Origin of the sequence: uncultured Aquimarina sp. (assembly GCF_947500065.1) — a bacterium.
Lineage (GTDB): Bacteria > Bacteroidota > Bacteroidia > Flavobacteriales > Flavobacteriaceae > Aquimarina.
Genome location: NZ_CANMQT010000002.1, coordinates 684,873 through 705,530, shown reverse-complemented (window position 1 = coordinate 705,530; position 20,658 = coordinate 684,873). Strand labels below are relative to the sequence as shown.

The following is a 20,658-nucleotide window of genomic DNA, read 5'->3' as shown; positions in this document are numbered from 1 at the left end:
TTTAAATTAAACTTGGTAGACCAATAGTTACTTGATCTTTTACATAACTAGGTGTTTCTTCGTTCTGAAGCAACTTTTCCATAGAAGGAATTGCGCGTTTTTCCTGCATAGACACTAGTATTTGAATTAATTCAATTTGCATGCCTGGATCTTGTTCCATTTCCAAAGCATCGATTAGTGCTTTACGTACCATTTCTAAATCCGAAAATTTAATAAGTGCTTCTGCTGCAGCTAGTCGCACACTAATATGATCATCGTAAAACATTTTATTAATTAGAGCTCTTAATATCTCATTTCCAGGTTTTTCAAATTCTTCCGCATAGTTTACTGCTTTTAAACGCATACTGGCGGATTCATTTTCAATAAGAGAAATGGTTACTTCCTGCTTTAATTGTACTTTTTCTTTTTCTAATACTGCCATTTCCTGCGAAAAGGAATCATTGTTTTGTTGTTTTCCATAGAAATATGCTGAAAAAACTAAGGCTATTGTAGCGGCTATTTGTAATGCTGTTCTCCAGTAGTTTTTGGACGATTGATCTAATGTAACTACTGTAGGTGTGTTTAATTTGCCTTTTTCTTTTTCAAGCATTTCTTCAAAATTCACCTTCATACTTGCATCTGGTAATTCCTCCGGATCATTATCAATTTCATCAAAAACTAATTGTAGTTCTTGCAATGATTCTTTACAACTATTACAAGTTGTAAGGTGAGCTGTAATTACTTGATGCTCTTTCTGGTCTAAATTACCATCTAGATGATCGATGAGTAGTTCTTCTATTTGTTTACAGTTCATGTCTTTATACATTTTGTAGGTAATGATCTTTTAGTTTATGAATTGCTCGATGTACTTTGGTTTTTACAGCTCCTGCTGTCGATCCTGTTATTTCCGCAATTTCTTGATATTTGATACCTTGATATCTGCTCATGATGACCAATTCTCGATCATTCTGATTTAATCGTCCTAATGCTTTGTTTAATTGCTCTTTAATTTCACCTTTTTCTATACCATCAGTTTCTTCTCGTTCTATTTTGTATTCAATTTCATCTAATCGTTGCTCCTTATTTTTCTGACTTTGATAATGATCAGAAAAGATATTTCTGGCGATAGTATAGATCCAAGAGGAAAACTTACCTTTTTTATAAGAAGTTCTATATTTTATGGCTTTATAGAAAACTTCTTGAGTAATATCCTGACTGATATCTCGATCTCTTGTCATTTTTAATAAAAAATTAAAAATTCTTATATGATATCGTTCGAAAAGGATACTCATCATATCTAAATTGCCATTAGATACCAGAACCATTAATTCTTCGTCAGTTAAATTTTTCAAGATGTCACTCTTTTTTGGTTAGCTTCTATTAGTAATACCTTAGTTTTTTAAAAAGGTTACATATGGGAATAAAAAAAAGTGCTTCCTAATTTAGAAAGCACTTTAAATTTACGATATTTTATGGTTTGTTAGCTCTGCATATTCTTAGCTTCTATACTAAGTGTTGCGTGCGGAACAAGCTTTAATCGTTCTGGATTAATAAGTTTTCCGGTTACACGGCAGATTCCATATGTTTTATTTTCAATACGTAGAATTGCATTTCTTAAATCACGTACGAATTTCTCCTGTCTAATTGCTAATTGTGTATTTGCTTCTTTAGACATGGTTTCACTTCCTTCTTCAAAAGCTTTAAATGTCGGAGAAGTATCATCCGTACCATTATTACCATCATTTTTGTAAGCGCTCTGAAGTAATTCTAAATCTTTCTGCGCTTTTTCCATTTTGTCAACGATGATTTCCTTGAACATCGCTAAATCGGCGTCACTATACCTTACTTTTACATCTGCTGCCATACTCTTATTGTTTTTTAATTACCAATTGGGTTGCAATGTCGTCAAACGCAATTTCTGTACCATTTATTACATTTGTTGCAAATTCAATTGTCTCGGTTAAGGTTTCATTCTTGATGTATGCTTCATTAGTTGCAACGGCATCTTGTATAGATTTATTCTCTTTTATTATAACTTCTATACGATCAGTCACTTCTAATCCACTATCCTTACGAATATTTTGGATTCTGTTTACAAGTTCTCTGGCAATCCCTTCTTTTTTGAGCTCTGGAGTTATGGTTATATCCAAGGCTACTGTAAGAGATCCTGAATTTGCAACTAGCCAACCCTCAATATCCTGAGAACTGATTTCTACATCATCGGTTCCTAATGTAATAATTTTATTATTAATTTCTATGTCAAAACTTCCAGTTTGTTCAAGAATTTTGATTGTTTCCTGATCAAAAGATTGTATCTTATTGGCAATCAATTTCATATCTTTTCCAAAACGAGGGCCTAAATTTTTAAAATTCGGCTTTATTTGCTTCACTAATATACCGGAAGCATCATCGAGTAACTCTATTTCTTTAACATTTACTTCACTTTTTATGAGACCAGCAATGTCATTGATTTCAGCTTTATCCTCATCATTTAGTACAGGAATCATAATTCTTTGTAGTGGCTGACGCACTTTGATTTTTTCTTTCTGTCGTAAAGAAAGAACCAAAGAGCATACAGATTGTGCCTTTTGCATTTTATGTTCTAAAGCTTTATCAACAAATGAACTATCATATTCTGGGAAATGTGCCAAATGAACACTTTCAGAAGATTCTTGTGCTGAATTAGAAACAAGATCCTTGTATAAGCGATCCATAAAAAATGGTGCGATTGGTGCTCCCAGTTTTGCTACGGTAAGCATACAGGTATATAAAGTCTGGTATGCAGAGATTTTATCTTTCTGATAATCACCCTTCCAGTATCTTCTTCTGCTTAAACGAACAAACCAGTTACTCAAGTTTTCTTGAACAAAATCCGAAATAGCTCTGGCAGCCTTTGTAGGCTCATATTCATTGTAATACTCGTCTACACTTTTGATTAACGTATGCAATTCACTAAGAATCCATCGATCAATTTCTGGACGTTCTGCTAATGGAATATCAGCTTCAGCATAAGTAAAATTATCAATATTTGCATATAGTGTAAAGAACGAATATGTATTGTATAAAGTACCGAAAAACTTACGACGTACTTCTGCAATTCCTTCAGAATCAAACTTTAGATTATCCCAAGGATTAGCGTTACTGATCATGTACCACCTGGTAGCATCAGGACCATAAGCTTTTAATGTATCAAAAGGATCTACAGCATTCCCTAATCGTTTGGACATTTTCTGGCCATTCTTGTCTAGGACTAAACCATTAGAGACTACATTTTTATAGGCTACATCGTCAAAAATCATAGTTCCTATAGCGTGAAGTGTATAGAACCATCCACGAGTTTGATCGACACCTTCTGCAATAAAATCTGCTTTTCTTTCGCCAGACTCTACTTTTTCTTTATTCTCAAAAGGATAATGCCATTGTGCATACGGCATAGATCCAGAATCAAACCATACATCGATCAAATCACTTTCTCGATTCATTGGTTTTCCCGATGGAGAAACCAAGGTGATTTTATCTACTACATTTTTATGAAGATCGACTTTATTATAGTTGTCTTCACTCATATCTCCAATAACAAAATCTGCAAAAATATCGGCTTCCAGAACACCTGCATCTACAGCTTTTTGCATTTCAGTTTTCAATTCTTCTACAGAACCGATCATTATTTCTTCTTTACCATCCTCTGTGCGCCAGATCGGTAATGGGATTCCCCAGAAACGAGATCGAGATAAATTCCAGTCATTAGCATTTGCTAACCAGTTTCCGAAACGTCCTTCGCCAGTTGCTTTTGGTTTCCAGTTGATGCCTAGATTCAATTCGTGCATACGATCCTTAAAATCGGTTACTTTTATAAACCAAGAATCTAATGGATAATATAGAATAGGTTTATCTGTACGCCAGCAGTTGGGATAACTGTGCACGTATTTTTCAACCTTAAAGGCTTTATTTTCTATTTTTAGTTTGATAGCAATCTCTACATCTACAGATTTCTCTGGAGCTTCACCATCAGTGTAATATTCATTTTTTACATATTTACCACCAAATTCACCCATATGTTTTGTGAATTTACCTTGTAAATCTACTAGTGGTACAAGATTATCATTATCATCTTTTACCAGTAGTGGTGGAACTTCTGGTGTAGCTTGTTTAGCTACCATAGCATCATCTGCACCAAAAGTAGGTGCAGTATGCACAATTCCTGTACCATCTTCCGTAGTTACAAAATCTCCAGAAATCACTCTAAAAGCGTTCTCAGGATTGTCATGAGGTGTTGCGTAGTCTAACAGTTGTTCATAACGGATTTCAACTAGATCAGCTCCTTTAAATTCTTTTAGTAAGAAATATGGAATCTTCTTGTCACCTTCTTTAAATGAGTTTAAATCTTCTTCATTTTCTGCTAAGATAAATTTTCCAGCAAATTGTTTTCCAACTAGATTTTTAGCCAGAATCACATTAATCGGTTCAAAAGTATATTGATTGAAAGTTTTTACAACGACATAATCAATCTTTGGCCCAACAGTTAATGCGGTATTCGATGGTAATGTCCAAGGAGTAGTTGTCCAGGCTAAGAAATGAATATCACCTGCCACATCTGTTAAGAATGAAGGTAGTGTTTCTTTTTTAGCTTTAAACTGAGCCACCACAGTTGTGTCAGTTACATCTTGATATGTTCCTGGTTGATTAAGTTCATGTGAACTTAATCCTGTTCCTGCCTTTGGTGAATATGGCTGAATAGTGTATCCTTTGTACAGTAACCCTTTTTTATAAATTTCCGAAAGTAACCACCATACTGTTTCCATATACTTGGACTTGTAGGTTATGTATGGATCTTCCATATCTACCCAATATCCAATTTTTTCGGTAAGATTGTTCCAGATATCAGTATAACGCATTACCGCTTTTTTACAAGCTTCATTATATTCTTCTACAGTGATTTTTTTACCGATATCTTCTTTAGTGATACCTAATTCTTTCTCAACTCCTAATTCTACAGGAAGTCCATGGGTGTCCCAACCAGCTTTACGTTTTACCTGAAATCCTTTTTGGGTTTTATAACGACAAAAAATATCTTTAATCGCACGAGCCATTACGTGGTGGATTCCCGGTAATCCATTCGCGGATGGTGGTCCTTCAAAAAATACAAAAGGAGTCGCATCCTCACGCTCAGAAATACTCTTTTCGAAAATATTATTCTGCTGCCAGAATTCTAGTATATCATCTGCCACTTTTGGCAAGTCAAGTCCTTTATACTCAGGAAACTTCGTGCTCATTTGATCGTTCTTTCTATTAAGTGTGCGAAAATAAGGATTTTCTGGAAAAATGACGAGAGGAAACAGTTCAAATATTGATGATTATTAGGTTATGAAATTTTGATTATCAAATAACATATTTATCATTGTTTTAATTCAATCTAAAACTTGTAAATAAAATAGGATATAAAATGTAAGTTAGAATGGCAGCTATTTTAAATGAAAAGTTATTTTTGGAGTCTAAATGAGAATTATGGGTTTAAAACGTTCTATATTAAAAGTGCAAGCAGCTCTTGGTAATGTAAAAGCTATGGAAAAATTGCACGTCGATACCTATACTGAAGATGTTATAATTAAAGTAGAAGGGACGCTATTTGCTAAATCTCAATTGAATGAGATCTATATGGATGTTGTTGAGTTAGCAGGTTATTACTATGTAAAAACAATTGTTATAGGGAGTTTTCATATTAAAACATGGAAGGGAGCAAATCTTTTGATTGCTGGCCAGAATTTTGAATTGAATTTAGTTTCGGATATGCAGGAAATAGAATCCGACTTTTCTAATGTATCGAATAAAAGTATCACTCAAATAGATTTCATTATTGAAGAAAATAATATAAATAAAATAGAGAGGTCACAAATTGATACAATTTCAATTTCTTCAAAAAAGAAGGTAGCTCATTTTGATGAGGTTATTGTTGACTAAGAGAACTATTCATAACATTAAGTCCTATAGTGTCATACCAGTTAAATACAAGGTTAAAAAATCAAACTCCAGAGAAGATTTGCCAATAACAGGGTAACATTTTGCTCTGTCTTGACACATACTTATAACGAAATCAACAGTTGTATTAAGAAGGATCTTAATGAATCCTGTTTTTAGTGATTAGAAATAGATTTTTAATATAAATTTGCGCTCGAAATTTTTAAGACCCTTGTGTATTTAACCTTAAAATAATTTGAGAGCATAGACTCTCATACTTACTTATGAATAAATTTTTACTTCTTGCTTTTATAACAATTTTTACATTTAACAGCTACGGCCAGACTAGATATGAAAAAGGATATTTTATATCTAATGATGGAACAAAAACTGATTGCTTTATAAGGAATTCGGATTGGAAAAATAACCCTACATCTTTTAAATATAAATTATCACTTGATTCGGAGTCCTTAGATAATAGTATTGCAAATGTTTCGGAATTCGTCATTACTGATAAAACTAAATACCAAAGATTTACTGTTAAGATGGGCCGTTCAAGTGATAAATTAAGTTTTTTGGATGGCAAAATGAACCCTGATTTTAAGAAAGAAACTCTTTTCTTAAAGGTTTTGGTAACAGGTGAAGCAAACCTGTATTCGTACAAGGAAAGTAATTTAGTAAGGTTTTTTTATGAGATAAAAGAAGTTGAAATTAATCAGCTTGTCTATAAGATGTATTTAAAAGGCTCAGAAGTCACTAAAAATGATGAGTATAAACGAACACTATGGACGAATGTAAGATGCGATAAAACCAAGTATGAGGAGTTGTCAAATTTAGAATACAAAAGAAATGATTTAATTAAATATTTTGAAAAGTATAACAGTTGTGTTGATCCAAATTATATAATAGTTAAAAGAAAAGAAAATAAAGGGGGGTTAAATATAAGTATTAGACCAGGAGTTTCTTTTGCTTCCTTTAAAGCCAGTAATCCTGAGGCAGGCTTTGAGGAATTTGATTTTGGAAGAAAACTAGGGCCGAGGATCGGTCTTGAAGTTGAATATATTTTTCCTTTTAAAAACAATAGGTGGTCTCTTATTTTTGAACCTACGTTTCAATCATACCATTCTGATGAATTAGATTCTGAGAGAGAAGTAGAAGCGAGTTATAGTTCTATAGAAATTCCTATTGGAGTTAGGCGTTATTTTTTTTTAAACGATAAATCTGCATTGTTTGCAAATTTAGGAGGTGTTACTTTAGATTTTAATCTTAATTCGGATATTTTAGAGTTCAAAAATAATAGGTCAAATAATGTTGAATCCGTGAAGAGTGCGGATGTTTGGAATAATTTGTTTTTTGGTTTTGGATATAGATATAAAAATAAGTACAGTGTTGAAGCTCGATATGGATTTAATAGAGATCTTTTTAAGAGATATACATTTTGGTCTTCTAATTACAGTTCTTTTTCTATTGCTTTTGGTTATACTATATTTTAATTAAGATGGTTTAAAAAATGTTAGATGAAAAAGGCAAATTTCATTATTTTTAGACTATGAACACTACCTTAAACATTGCCTTAATCCAATCTCATATAGCCTGGGAAAATCCGATTCAGAATAGGGCGGTTTTTACAGAAAAGATCAAATCCATACATAATGATATAGATCTGATTATTTTGCCAGAGATGTTCAATACTGGATTTACCATGAATGCCGCTGAAGTTGCTGAAACCATGGATGGTGAAACTATTAGTTGGTTACAAAAATTAGCTAAAGAAAAAGAGTGTGCTATTGCGGGAAGTATTATTATCCAGGATTCCGGAAAATTTTATAATCGTTTTCTTTTTGTGAAACCTGATGGTACAATTCAGAAATATGATAAGCATCAATTATTTACCTTAGCTAAGGAAGAGGAAGTATTTACAGCAGGAAATGAAGAGGTGATTATTCATTATAAAGGATGGAAAATTAAACCGCAAGTTTGTTATGACCTTAGATTTCCTGTATGGGCAAGAAATACATCTGGATATGATTTACTTATCTATGTTGCTAGTTGGCCAAAACCAAGAATAAATGCTTGGGATACTCTGCTAAAAGCCAGGGCTATAGAAAATATGTCGTATTGCATTGGGGTCAATAGAGTGGGATTAGACGGTAAAGGATATGAATACAATGGTCATTCTGCAGTCTATGATGTATTAGGAAATTCTGTTTTAGAAGAAAATCCAATTGAAAAAGAAGCTATCTTACCTGTAACGTTAGATAAATCTCGCATCGATACTATTCGCAAAAAGTTACCTTTTTTGGAAGATGCCGATAGCTTTCGGATTATTCCAAAATAAAAGTTTGTTTTAATTCCCAATTGGCTCTAACCTCGATTGGCTGAGGATAGTACACTACTTGCTCTGCCTGAATCCCTTTTAGAAAATTACCCGTATCCCATATTCCATTTTTATTGGCGTCCAAAATGATACGTAAATTGTATTTACCTGGATCTAAGTTGTCAAAGACAGTAGTTTCTTCTTTAGTTACTACTTTTTCGTCAATAAATTTTCCTTGTTCATCGGTTGCCTGAATTATAACCGGATATTGTTTAACATTTTGAAGTGTAAAAAAGATAGTGCCGTAATCTGCTAGTTTTTTAGTTCTGAAATTGATATTAATAGTATCATTTACATTGCCAATAAAATCGGTAATAGCTTCAGGTAGTAATTGTACTTTATATGCATTACTTTCTGTTCTTTCGAAAGTGAATACTGCTTCATTTTTGATTTTGTCCAATTGTACAGAAAAAGGAATTTCTAAAGTGTCTTTGTCTATTAATGAGATGAATTTTTCATCAATAGCTTCAATTGGGGTGTTTGAAAAAAGTGTAAAATCCTGATTAAAAGTTAAACTTCCTTTTACATTATTAGTTAATTTTATGGAGTCTTTGTATTGATCCTTAAACCTTGTTACTAAAGTATCTCTGTAATTTTTTGCATTGGTTACTTCGAAAATTAAAGAATCTGCTTCAAAAAAAGGTTTAAACCAATAGTGTAATGTGTCTTTTGCTTTATCAGGTAGAATTCTGGTTTCAAAATTTTCCGGAGCTTTACTTACTAAATGGATTTTCATCGAATCTACAAGACCTTCATACCCAAAAATAATTTCATTTTTAGATACTTGCTTTGGTTTTAGGGCTTTAAAGTCTAAAATCTCTTTAAATAAATCTATTTTAAAAGCTTTTGCTGTATCTGCAGGAAGCGTTACTATTTCTTCATAAAAACCAATTTTATCTTGCTTTGGTTGGTATGTATAATTGGTTGCAGCGTCTTTTAAAGCAATCAATTTATATTTCCCTTCTTTTAAATTGTCAAGGTCAAAACTAATACTATCCAATGTACTTGTTACATATCTCGGGACTTCATGAAACACTAAAGAATCGGTGTAGTTTTCATCAACCTCATATAAAGCAACGGTTATAAAAGGATCTGCTTTTTTCTCTAAGGCATCACCAACAACTCCTTGTATTCTTAGAGAATCCAGAGAATTTCCTGTAGAGAAAACATACCTAAAAAAAGGATTAGGATTGCCTTCATTATTGTCTACTACACTCTGACCAAAATTGATGCTGTATGTGGTGTTTTCTAATAAGGTATCTATAAATTTAACTTTTATGTATTTACTAGCACCTCCTAATGGTGTTATCTCTGGTTTGGGATCCATTGGAGGAGATATAATGATCTGTTTCTGAGGATCATTTAATTTTATATATTCATCAAAATATATCCGAATTTCGTTTTTATCAAAATTTGTTGAAAAGTTAGGAGGAGTTGCCTTCACAAATTTTGGAGGAATTTCATCCTTTTCTCCACCAGTTATAGTACCTTTTTTGGCACAACTAACAATCAAGAATAAGAAAAAAGCAGTTAATAATAACGTATAGGATTTTTTATACATATGCTCCATTACAATTTTAAAAAACACAAAGAAACGACTATTTATAACAAACAAAAAATCTACACGGTGATAGCCATGGTTGCAATACTTATTTTGATACCAGGAATTGATTGAAGAACCTGTATACACGCTTCAATAGTAGAGCCTGTGGTTACAATGTCATCAACAATTAAAATATGTTTGTTTATCAATAAGGACTCATTCTGTACTCCAAATGTTTCAGAAGTGTTTTTCCAACGTGTTAAACGACTATTTTTTGATTGTTTTTGATTGTAGGAATTTTTTTTCAAAACAAAATCAATGTATTCTGCGTTAAGTTTTTTAGCGATTTCCTTTCCAAATTCCTCTACTTGATTAAACCCTCTTTCTTTTAATCTTCGAGGGTGAAGAGGTACAGGTATTATTGTGTCAATATTTTGATAAACAGTGGATTGAGCTAATTCTTGGCCTAGCCAGATACCCAGTTCTTTTCCTATTTCTTCTCTACCTCTATACTTAAGATTATGGATGAGGTTTTGCACTAAACCATCCTTTTCAAACACCAATAAAGAGGTGGCGTTTTCTATTTTGACTCGCCCATAAAATACTTTTTCGATCTTTTTAGCGTTTACTTTATGAAAATTACCTAATGGGAGCTTGTGTCTGCAGGAAGTGCACAAGATCCTTTCGTTTTTATGTAGGGGGTTGTCACAAGCAGCACAATATATAGGATAAAATAAATAAGCCAAGTCGCTTAGCATATTAGGTCAATTAACATTAATTACTATATTTAACTAAATTTACTATTTAACGTAACCATCAAAAATTAGAAATTTATTATGACAACTCAAAACAATAACTTGACCCTTAAGATACTAATTGGTGTTCTTGGAGCTCTATTATTAATTCTGGGGATCTTCACGTATAAGTTTTACAACGAAGAAAAGAGAGAAAAAGCAATTTTGCAACAAGAAAAGGATTTAATTGAAAGCGAATTAGGGGAATTGATAACAAAGTATGATAATGCTATTGCTTTAAATGAAGTAATGGATGATCATTTACTTAAAGAAAAGCAACGTGTTGTTGTTTTACTGGATAGCTTAAAGGACTATGATGCAAATGTAGCATTGATAGCACGATACAGAAGAGAAGTAAGCAAGCTGAAAAAAGAGCGTGAAAGATTATTTAAACTTGCAGATAGTTTAACAACAGCTAATGCTCAGTTAGCGACTGATTTAGATAGTACTAATACAGCTTTATCCGAAAGAATTGTGTTCTCTGATTCTTTGGCAACACAGAATAATAAATTGGCAGAAATTGTAGAAAGAGGATCTGCATTACAGGCTTCAGGTATCAAAGCAGAAGGTGTTAGAGTTCGTAATAGTGGTAAAATTACTACAACAGCTAGATCGAGTAGAGCAGAAAAAGTTAGAGTATGTTTTACGCTTTCACCTAATAAATTAACAGAAAAAGGCGATAAAGATTTATTTGTTCAGGTAATTAATCCTGAAAATAATTTAATTGGAGATAAAGTTTCTGTAAACTTTGATGATGCTGTACTTACTTATAGTGGACGTAATAAAGTTTTTTATGAAAATGATGCTTTAGATGTTTGTGTTTTGGTAGATGCTGCTGAAGGAGAGTTAGTAAAAGGAAATTATGTAGTAAACTTATTCTCTGGTCCTAGAATGATTGATAATACGCAGTTTGAATTGAAATAGAAGAGTTTTCAAAATATATATACGAACCACCATGTTATTAGTAATACGGTGGTTTTTTTATGTTTTTGTCAGAAATTCCTTTATCCCATCATTAATTAAATAAATTCGTTTTCAATTCATGTAAATTCAGTTATTTTTGCGCCATGGCAAATCAAGAAGATAAATTTAAGAAGGTTATAGCCCATGCTAAGGAGTACGGGTATATTTTTGGTTCTAGTGAGATCTACGATGGATTGAGTGCGGTATATGATTACGGACAGAATGGAGCAGAACTAAAAAAGAACATACGAGAGTATTGGTGGAAAAGTATGGTGTATATGCATCAGAATATTGTAGGACTAGATGCTGCAATATTTATGCACCCTACTACTTGGAAAGCATCCGGTCACGTGGATGCCTTTAATGATCCGCTTATTGATAACAAAGATTCTAAAAAAAGATATAGAGCCGATGTATTGTTAGAGGATTATGCCGAAAAACAATATCAAAAGGCTCAAAAAGAGATAGCAAAAGCTAAAAAACGTTTTGGAGACTCTTTTGATGAAGAACAATATGTTGCTACAAATCCAAGAGTGGTAAAATATCTTTCGGAACAACAGAGAGTATTGAAGCGTATGGCAAAATCTTTAGAAAATGAAGATTTAGCTGATGTGAAAGCTCTGATAGAAGAATTAGGTATTGCAGATCCAGATACAGGATCAAAAAACTGGACAGATGTTAGACAGTTTAATTTAATGTTTGGTACTAAACTGGGAGCTTCTGCGGAGTCCGCTACAGATTTGTTTTTAAGACCAGAAACAGCGCAAGGTATTTTTGTTAATTTCTCAAATGTTCAAAAAACTGGTAGAATGAAGATTCCTTTTGGAATTGCTCAGACAGGTAAAGCATTTAGAAATGAGATTGTAGCAAGACAGTTTATATTCAGGATGCGTGAGTTTGAACAGATGGAGATGCAATTTTTTGTACGCCCAGGAGAAGAAATGAAATGGTATGAGTACTGGAAAGAAACACGTTTAAACTGGCATTTATCTTTAGGTTTAGGAAAAGAAAATTATCGTTTCCACGATCATGATAAATTAGCTCATTATGCAAACGCAGCTGCTGATATAGAATTTAATTTCCCTTTTGGATTTAAAGAATTAGAAGGGATTCATTCCAGAACAGATTTTGATCTAAAAGCACACGAAGAATTTTCTGGTAAAAAATTACAATTTTTTGATCCAGAGTTAAAAGAAAGCTATGTGCCTTATGTTGTAGAGACATCTGTAGGGTTAGACAGAATGTTCCTTGCCGTATTTGCTACAGCATTACAAGAAGAACAATTAGAAGATGGATCTAGCAGAGTCGTATTGAAACTGCCTGCTGTGGTAGCGCCAGTAAAAGCAGCAATTCTACCATTAGTTAAAAAAGATGGATTACCAGAGGTTGCGGAAAAGATTGTAGAAGATCTTAAATGGAAATTTAATGTAGCTTATGATGAGAAAGATGCTATTGGTCGTCGTTATAGAAGACAAGATGCTGCTGGAACTCCAATATGTATTACCATAGATCATGATACATTAAATGATCAATCGGTTACTGTAAGAGATCGAGATACTATGGAACAGAAGCGTGTTCCGATTTCAGAACTAAAATCTATTATATCAGAAAAAGTAGATCCTGAATTTTGGTTAAAATAAACTACCAATAATAAAAAAGAAGCCGCTTTTTGAGCGGCTTTTTTTTGTTCAATTATTAATTTTTTAGGGTTTTAAGGGATTTACCTGTTTAATTATATAGTTAAGAATGAAGAAGGAGTGTATAAGTACGATGTAGATATCTTATGCGTAGCTTCTGGTGTTTATATAGTAAATATTGGAGATAACTCTAATAGAATAACTGAGAAAATAATTGTTAGATAAGCTAATTTAACACTCGTCATAATTTATTTTATTTAAACAAGGGAGGTTTCATTTGTAAGAAATCTCCTTTGTTTCCTATTACAAGTATGGATTAAGTGTTTAGTTTTTGCCATATTTTGAAGTTTAATTGTATTTTAGACCAAAAATCGAGATAATTCTCATCTTAAAAATTCTCTTATGTTACTGAAAAGGATAGCTTTCTTTTCTTTTTTGTTTTTCTGTATAGTTGGTTTTTCTCAAGATAAAAAAACCGCTACTGCTACATTGGTTACTTCTTCCGATTATATGCAAGAAGTGAGATCATTGATTGGTAAGAAATTGATTCCTGAAGTGGTTCGAGAAGGAGAAGTGAATCCTAAGAGAGCAGATGCTAATAAAATTGTACCAGGCAAAGGGTTACCAAAAGGAAGAGACCCTTTATTACGAAAACAAAAAAATGCAAGTAATACAAGGATTAATAGAACACCTTCATTAGTTTTTGAATCTAATTCTAGTTCAACTTCTCCATCAGATCCAACAGGGGCAATAGGTCCTAATCATTATATAAGTGCTAAAAACTCTGCATTCGCGATACATGACAGAAACGGAAATGTTTTAGTACCCTCTACCTCTTTGGCAAATATATGGCCGGGAGAAACAACTGGAGATCCAATAGTATTTTATGATAGTTTTGCTGATCGATTTGTGATAACACAGTTTGATGGAGTCGGTGGTACTCGTAATCCGGATAACGGATTTTTAATAGCTATAAGTATGGGACCGGATCCTGTAAATGACGGTTGGTTTACATATAGATTCAGAACAGGAAATACTTTTCCGGATTATCCAAAATTCTCTATATGGTCAGATGGTTATTATATAACTGCTAATAAAGATCAGGGACAGCAAATGACGAGTGAAGTGGTATATGTTATTGATAGAGAGCAAATGCTAGCAGGTGTTGACACTGCTCAAATGATAGGATTTCCTCTACCAGGAGCAAGAGTGGGAGGGTTTTATAGCCCAGCGTCATTTAATGCAATTGGTAGCACGCTTCCACCTAAAGGAGATGCTAAGATTATTTATTTTCAGGATGATGCTTGGGAAGGAGTTAATGAAGATGCATTAAAATTATGGACAATTAGTATTGATTGGATTAACCCACAACAATCTACAATAACTGAAGCAGAGGAATTAACGGTAGGTAATGGAAATATAACTCCTTTTGATTCTACATTTGATGGTGGTTCTTTTGCTAATCTTCCGCAACCCGGAACTGATGGTCAAGATATTGATGTGCTTCAAGGGACTGTAATGTATGCTACTAACTACAGAAGGTTTTGTGATTATAATGCTGTTGTACTTAACTTTCCGGTAGATATCGATGATCGTCCAGACACGGATAATATATCTGCAATTAGATGGTATGAACTTAGACAAAATGGAGATGGTCAGCCATGGGCTGTTTTTCAGGAAGGAACATATACTTCTCCAGGAGGTAAAAGTGCTTGGTGTGCAAGTATGGCTATGGATATTTTTGGTAATATCGGAATGGGGTATACAACCATGGGAACTATAGATGACGGTGCTAATACTGATAGTTTTGCTTCCGTAAGATATACTGGGCGATTGGCGGATGACCCTTTAGGAACCATGACTTTTGCAGAACAAACAATCGCTGTGGGTACTGATGTGGATAGGACTACTCGAAATCGTTATGGTGATTATGCGCAGATTACGGTAGACCCTATTGATGATCAAACATTCTGGCATATTGCAGAATATTTCGAGAATTTTGGAAATAATGCTCGAAATATTGTTGGGGTATTTAAAATTGCAGAGAATGTAGCAAATGATGTAGGTGTTATTAGTATTGATACTCCAGAAGATGCTACTTTTACTACTTCTGAAGTTATAACGGTTACTATCAAAAATTTTGGTACCACAACACAAAGTAATATTCCTGTAAGTTATTCTGTTAATGGTGGAACGGCTGTGAACGAGATTTTCACAGGATCTATTACAGCTGGACAAACAGCTTCATTTACGTTTAATACGACTGCGGATTTAACAGCTGGGAACAATGTTTTTATTTCAGCAGAAACAAACCAAGTTGGAGATGTAACACCAGAGAATGATTGTGCTACGAAAGAAGTTACTAATCTATTTCCTAATGATGTAGGAGTAATCAGTTTGGTGTCTCCAGTATCAGGAGGAGGTCTTTCTTCTACTGAAATTGTTACGATTGTAATTAGAAATTATGGAGGATTTCCTCAGTCTAATATTCCAGTTTTTTATACACTGGATGGAGGAACTCCTGTCAATGAAATATATACAGGAACCATAGCAGTTGGAGAATCTGCAGAATACACCTTTACAGGAACTGCAGACTTATCAGAATTTGCAAGCTATACATTTGAGATAGGAACTGCTTTGGCTATAGATGAGGACACTAATAATGATGTAATAACAAGGGTAATTGAACATCGATTATGTTCTCCAAGCTCAGATTGTCAAAGATTTGGTGATGGATTATCCTCTTTTGAATTGTCAAATATCTCTAATCAAAATATTGAATGTGGAAGTGGTTATGAAGATTTTACGGATATGGTAATCAATCTTGATAGATCAATAGGAGTGTACGCATTAACTGTTCAGGTAGGTTTTGCGGAGGGCGATTCAGAACAATTATCCCTATGGATAGATTATGATGATGATACTATTTTTGAAGATGAAGAAATGATTATAGGTAATCAAGTAATTGCTGAAGAAAATGTTGGTCAGACTTTTCTTTTTTCATTAGATGCTGATGCGCCTTTGGGAACTCATTTACTAAGAGTTAGGGCTGGAGATACAAATACAAATAATGGTGCAGATCTTAATGATCCTTGTGGTTCTATGCAGTTTGGGACTACTCATGATTATACCGTAGAAATAGGCGAGAATACAAGTCCGAATTCTGATCTTACGGTAATTAGTCAGCCTAATGATCGGTTTTTGATCACTATGAGTGATGCAAATGCAGACAACATTCTCAGATTAAGCATATTCACTATTACAGGACAAACAATAGTTTCCAATTTTGTCGAGAAAGATGCAAATAGCAGGTTTACATATTTGCTTGATATGTCTTACGTAAGTTCTGGGATTTACTTTGTTAGATTAGGTAGTAGTAAAACTGGAAAATCAGTTAAGTTTTCTGTAAATTAATCAGTACGCTTGTTTACTTCTGTTATCGAGACTGGTCTTGCTTCGCTACATCTACTATTCATTCTTAAATCACTGTATTTCACCCATACTTTTTCGGGCACATCGACCTTAAAAAAATCTTGAATGTTTATAGGATCTAACTTATCTGTATATTTCTCTACTGTAAGAATATATGAGCAACCTTCGGATTTGCTAATGGATAATGTTCCTTTGATAAACCCTTTTTCTATCATTTCTTTAGAATCTATAAGTTGAGAACTATCTTTTCCATCTTCACCCTTTTTTCCGTCAGTTCCTTGAGTAGTGATACAGCTATATAAAAATAAGGAAACCAGTATGATGCAAATTTTGAGATTTTTTTTCATTGTTGTATTGATTTAGGTTTAAGAGTTGTAATGTATATTTAGTTTTTTTATATAAAGATGAGAAAAAAAATTAGAAATATGCTCTAAGCTGCACGCTACCTGTATGAATAGTACTTGTAGTTTCACTTTTTCTACCTAAATATGAAATATTAAGATCCAGATATTTGGTTAATTTTTTTTGTGCTAAAACGGACCAGGTATAATTATCACCAGGTTGTAAACCATTAAGTAATTGATATCCTACAGGAGAAAAAGCATTTCCTGTAAAATCATTATTAAAATAATTAAACTCGCCTGTAATCGATACTTGTTGTTTATTAGCATAAGCAAAAGAAACCCCTAGTTTCTGCTGGGACAAAGCTTCTTCTCCTGAAATATTATCTTGATCATTTAAGAGGTAAAAGACACTAAATTGTGTTTGGGGAGAAAGTAAATAAGATAATTTAGGTTCAATTTTATAGCCTTCTAATATGTAATTTCTATTGCTAAAGTTTTCGGAAATACTTTCAGTTTTGATAAGTTCATTTTTTAAGTCAAAAAGCCAAGTTTTTGCCATTTTATGAGCAAATGTTAATTGATGACTATCTATAATATTTTCTTGAAGCCCTGTAACTTGTAAATTAGTGTTTTTAGAAGAAAGAAAGGTGTATGAGGTAGTGTATCGTTGCTTTCCTCGATTAAAGAACAGTGTATTTCTAAAACTTAGATTAAGTGCTAATTCATCATCATCTTTTCGGAATGGATTGATGTCAAAAGAACTGTCATCACGCAGGTTTTTTCGATCTACTATGTAAGAAGTTTGATTATAAAAATGTGACAATATTTTTTTTGTTTTGTTTTCTGAACCGGACCAAGAAAGAGGATTTAATGTAATAATTTGACTTAATCGATTTTGATGTGTTTTTACAAAAAGTTGGTTTGGTAATAACACTCTTAGGTAGATAGCTTCATCTGTAAATTGAGCGATTTCAAACTCTTCTAATTCCTGTATTCCATTGTCATTGTAATCATTCCAAGTATAGGTTCCTTGCCCTGGATCTACTTGCACATAGGTGAATTCTTGCTGTGGTAATGTTCCGCTATTGGTTTCAAAAACAGTATTCCAATTAATTTTACCAGCAAAGAATTTTTGATTGTATAACAATCTAGAATTCAAAGATTGTTCATCTTCACGATTTTGATCTTCATTGTTTAGTGTTCTATAGTTCAGAAAAAGTGATAATTGTGTATTGTTAGTACTAAGTAAATTAGATTTTAAAAAATAGGTGTTAGAGGTGCTCACTTTATCCAAAAGATTGTTTCTAACACTGTCATTGATACGATGTCTATATCCAACTTCCGCATAAATTTTTGTGCTATCACCTACCCCACTATAGATTTCATAAGATTTAAACCGTTGCGTGTTTAAGGTAAAGGTTTGATCGCTGAGGTTGATTTCTTTATTTTCTTCTGTTGCTATTTTAGCTCCAATCCAGTTTTTAGGGAAACTATAGGTTAGGTTACTGTACATTCTGAAGAATCTGGAATCTAACTCAGCATTTTTACTATTCAGCAAGCTTGAGTGCAAAGAAACACTTAATTTGTTTAGCTTAAGTTCTGTGTTTAACAAGTGTCGATTACCATTATAGCTTTCTGAAAAATTAAGATGTTGAAAGGAATACCTGGTAAATCCTTTTTTTGGGTGAAGAATTTCTACACCTGAAGTAAAAAACTGTTGATCTCCAATAGGATTATTTAGATTCCAATCTCTATTAAATTCTACATTATAAATTCTTTCAATACTTTTAAATTCTTTTTGAATATAATCGCCATTGGCAAATGTATTCATTGTCCAACTGCTGTCTCTAGAAAAAATACGTTGTTTAAATTGAAGTCTTCCAGCTACACCGTCATTATTAGTATCATCTAAGTCAGAAAATAGGTTTAGGTCGTTTTTACTTCCCGAAATTTCGAATCCAACAGATGTTTTTTCGTTGGGGATATAAGAACCCTGAATCACTGCTGTCTGAAGTTTGGTAGGTGCTACTAATTGAATAACCGGAGCAAAATTACCTTGAGGAATCCCATTAATGGGAGCTACATACTCAAAAACACGGCTAATCGTAGTTACGTCCCCCACAATATAATCACCTTGATTATCGCCTACTAGTGAAAAGCGAACGTTAAACAGTTCATCTTCCGGATTATTAGAAAACACGAATGCTTCTTGACCATCAATAATATCTCTACGATAGAGGATTTTGTTTTCACTAAATACATCAGGAACAGCTGATGGAGAAATCATCTGAGTAGTATCATCCCCAGCATTGGATAGAATCTCTTTTTGTGGATCGCTTAGATTCTGTTGTAAAGGTTGGTTTTTTGCATCATTTTCTGAATATACAAATGCACCTATTTTTAATTTTTCACTAGTATGTTCACCACCACCATAGACGATGATTCTCGAATAATTACGTTCTGTAGTTTGATATTCTATGGATATTCTCATATCCGATGTAATTGGATAGGTTGGATTAAAACGTACTTCTCCGGCATTGTAATCAATGATATAGTCCTTGTTCTCTCCTCTTTCCAAAAGTAAGCCATTTATATACACACGTTCACTACCTGAAACAATGAGGATAAACAATTCTCCGTTAGGACCAGTTAGTTTATAAGGCCCCTGATTTCCTTCTTGTCCGGTAAACTGGCTTCTGGTAAATACGCCTCTTACCAGAGCTCCTGAAGCAAATAAATCTGTTTTGGAATCTGGGTGGTTTAAGGTTCCATTGATAGATATTCCTTGCACGTTTTTGGTAAACCTGTTAAAGTAACTCGTGGTATTTTGTAATTGAACATCACCGGCTCTAATATTCCAGTTTTTACTATACAATTCTATAAAAACTTGATCAAATTCATCCAAGTTCTGAGAATAACCGCTTTGCTGTACAGGTACATTAGCGTCTTGTATAGATGCTCGTAGCGATATATTATCACTTATTTTGCCTGAAATCTGTAGATCCAATTCAGAATTTAATACGGTATTTTGATTGCTACCTACAGTTACTCCTCTGGAGATACTTCCATTGGTAGTAAGTCCATCAAAAGGTTTAAACTCTTTTTTATTATTAGCTTCTGATAAACTATACAGTTTCTGTAGATCACCACTTTCTTCAACAATGATAGCAGGATCAAATTCAAAATATTTTTTAGTTAAAAAATCTGGATAACGATAGTATTGTACGGTGATCGAATCGTTTTGTGACTGTATCTGTGAAGAAATAATAATGGATGCTCTCTTAAAACTAACCTTATATAGGGTGCTATCTATAGCAATACCTTGTTTTGAAAGTAATTTAAAACCAAAAGGATTGATACTTACAGAATCAATACGAATAGTATCACTAGCTCGGACTTTTTTACTTCTAAAATTTCCAGAAGTATCTTGTCCAAGTAAAGTACTAGTACTGAAGAAAAATAAAAAACCTAAAACGGTAAAAATGCGCATCGATACAAAACTAAAGTTTTTCAGGTATAGAGGTCGTGTAAACCCCATAAATTACTATGATTTATGCAACAACTATTGATTGGAAAGGTTTTTGTAGTATGAATAACGATAAAAATAGCATTAAGTTTTATCTGTCTGTAATAA

General features: G+C 33.1%; 15 protein-coding genes. 7 read left to right on the top strand and 8 right to left on the bottom strand.

What is annotated here, in order from left to right; genetic code table 11:
* Position 1: 1 nt before the first annotated feature.
* From Q0975_RS08530 to ileS, 4 genes are all read right to left on the bottom strand, one after another.
* Positions 2-793 carry a HEAT repeat domain-containing protein gene (locus Q0975_RS08530; protein ID WP_299435295.1) on the bottom strand — a complete coding sequence of 264 codons (792 nt, stop codon included), beginning with the start codon at positions 791-793 and terminating at the stop codon, positions 2-4.
* A 4-nt stretch (positions 794-797) separates the two neighbouring features.
* Complete coding sequence (locus Q0975_RS08525) at positions 798-1,331, bottom strand: RNA polymerase sigma factor (protein ID WP_299435293.1); 534 nt, start codon at positions 1,329-1,331, stop codon at positions 798-800.
* Between the two features lie 128 nt (positions 1,332-1,459).
* Positions 1,460-1,843 (bottom strand): TraR/DksA C4-type zinc finger protein, encoded by a 384-nt coding sequence (locus Q0975_RS08520; protein ID WP_299435291.1) that lies wholly within the window; start codon positions 1,841-1,843, stop codon positions 1,460-1,462.
* 4 nt (positions 1,844-1,847) lie between these two features.
* Entirely contained in the window at positions 1,848-5,252 is a 3,405-nt protein-coding gene (ileS, locus tag Q0975_RS08515; RefSeq protein ID WP_299435289.1) for an isoleucine--tRNA ligase, read from the bottom strand.
* A gap of 232 nt (positions 5,253-5,484) precedes the next feature.
* Between ileS and Q0975_RS08510 the strand changes: the two genes are divergently transcribed.
* From Q0975_RS08510 to Q0975_RS08500, 3 genes are all read left to right on the top strand, one after another.
* Positions 5,485-5,937 carry a hypothetical protein gene (locus Q0975_RS08510; RefSeq protein ID WP_299435287.1) on the top strand — a complete coding sequence of 151 codons (453 nt, stop codon included), beginning with the start codon at positions 5,485-5,487 and terminating at the stop codon, positions 5,935-5,937.
* A 281-nt stretch (positions 5,938-6,218) separates the two neighbouring features.
* Positions 6,219-7,427, top strand: coding sequence for a tRNA modification GTPase (locus Q0975_RS08505; protein WP_299435285.1), 1,209 nt, complete (start codon positions 6,219-6,221; stop codon positions 7,425-7,427).
* A gap of 56 nt (positions 7,428-7,483) precedes the next feature.
* Positions 7,484-8,272 (top strand): amidohydrolase, encoded by a 789-nt coding sequence (locus Q0975_RS08500; RefSeq protein WP_299435282.1) that lies wholly within the window; start codon positions 7,484-7,486, stop codon positions 8,270-8,272.
* Here the strand turns inward: Q0975_RS08500 and Q0975_RS08495 are convergent.
* Together Q0975_RS08495 and Q0975_RS08490 are read right to left on the bottom strand one after the other, a co-directional pair.
* A complete protein-coding gene (locus Q0975_RS08495) occupies positions 8,259-9,872 on the bottom strand; it encodes an Ig-like domain-containing protein (protein WP_299435280.1) in 1,614 nt (537 codons plus the stop codon). The two genes, Q0975_RS08500 and Q0975_RS08495, sit on opposite strands and share 14 nt — an antisense overlap.
* 59 nt (positions 9,873-9,931) lie before the next feature.
* Positions 9,932-10,531: a ComF family protein gene (locus tag Q0975_RS08490; RefSeq protein ID WP_366888425.1), complete on the bottom strand. Its 600-nt coding sequence runs from the start codon at positions 10,529-10,531 to the stop codon at positions 9,932-9,934.
* A gap of 159 nt (positions 10,532-10,690) precedes the next feature.
* Between Q0975_RS08490 and Q0975_RS08485 the strand changes: the two genes are divergently transcribed.
* The 4 genes from Q0975_RS08485 (at position 10,691) to Q0975_RS08475 (ending at position 16,662) form a co-directional block, all read left to right on the top strand.
* Entirely contained in the window at positions 10,691-11,572 is an 882-nt protein-coding gene (locus Q0975_RS08485) for a hypothetical protein (protein ID WP_299435276.1), read from the top strand.
* Between the two features lie 143 nt (positions 11,573-11,715).
* Positions 11,716-13,251 (top strand): glycine--tRNA ligase, encoded by a 1,536-nt coding sequence (locus tag Q0975_RS08480; RefSeq protein ID WP_299435273.1) that lies wholly within the window; start codon positions 11,716-11,718, stop codon positions 13,249-13,251.
* 78 nt (positions 13,252-13,329) lie between these two features.
* A complete protein-coding gene (locus tag Q0975_RS28500; protein ID WP_366888533.1) occupies positions 13,330-13,473 on the top strand; it encodes a T9SS type A sorting domain-containing protein in 144 nt (47 codons plus the stop codon).
* A gap of 177 nt (positions 13,474-13,650) precedes the next feature.
* Complete coding sequence (locus Q0975_RS08475) at positions 13,651-16,662, top strand: GEVED domain-containing protein (RefSeq protein ID WP_299435271.1); 3,012 nt, start codon at positions 13,651-13,653, stop codon at positions 16,660-16,662.
* On the opposite strand, the gene Q0975_RS08470 is transcribed toward Q0975_RS08475, so the two are convergent.
* Together Q0975_RS08470 and Q0975_RS08465 are read right to left on the bottom strand one after the other, a co-directional pair.
* Positions 16,659-17,027: a hypothetical protein gene (locus tag Q0975_RS08470; RefSeq protein WP_299435269.1), complete on the bottom strand. Its 369-nt coding sequence runs from the start codon at positions 17,025-17,027 to the stop codon at positions 16,659-16,661. The genes Q0975_RS08475 and Q0975_RS08470 overlap by 4 nt on opposite strands.
* A gap of 70 nt (positions 17,028-17,097) precedes the next feature.
* Positions 17,098-20,562 (bottom strand): hypothetical protein, encoded by a 3,465-nt coding sequence (locus Q0975_RS08465; RefSeq protein WP_299435267.1) that lies wholly within the window; start codon positions 20,560-20,562, stop codon positions 17,098-17,100.
* Positions 20,563-20,658: the final 96 nt, after the last annotated feature.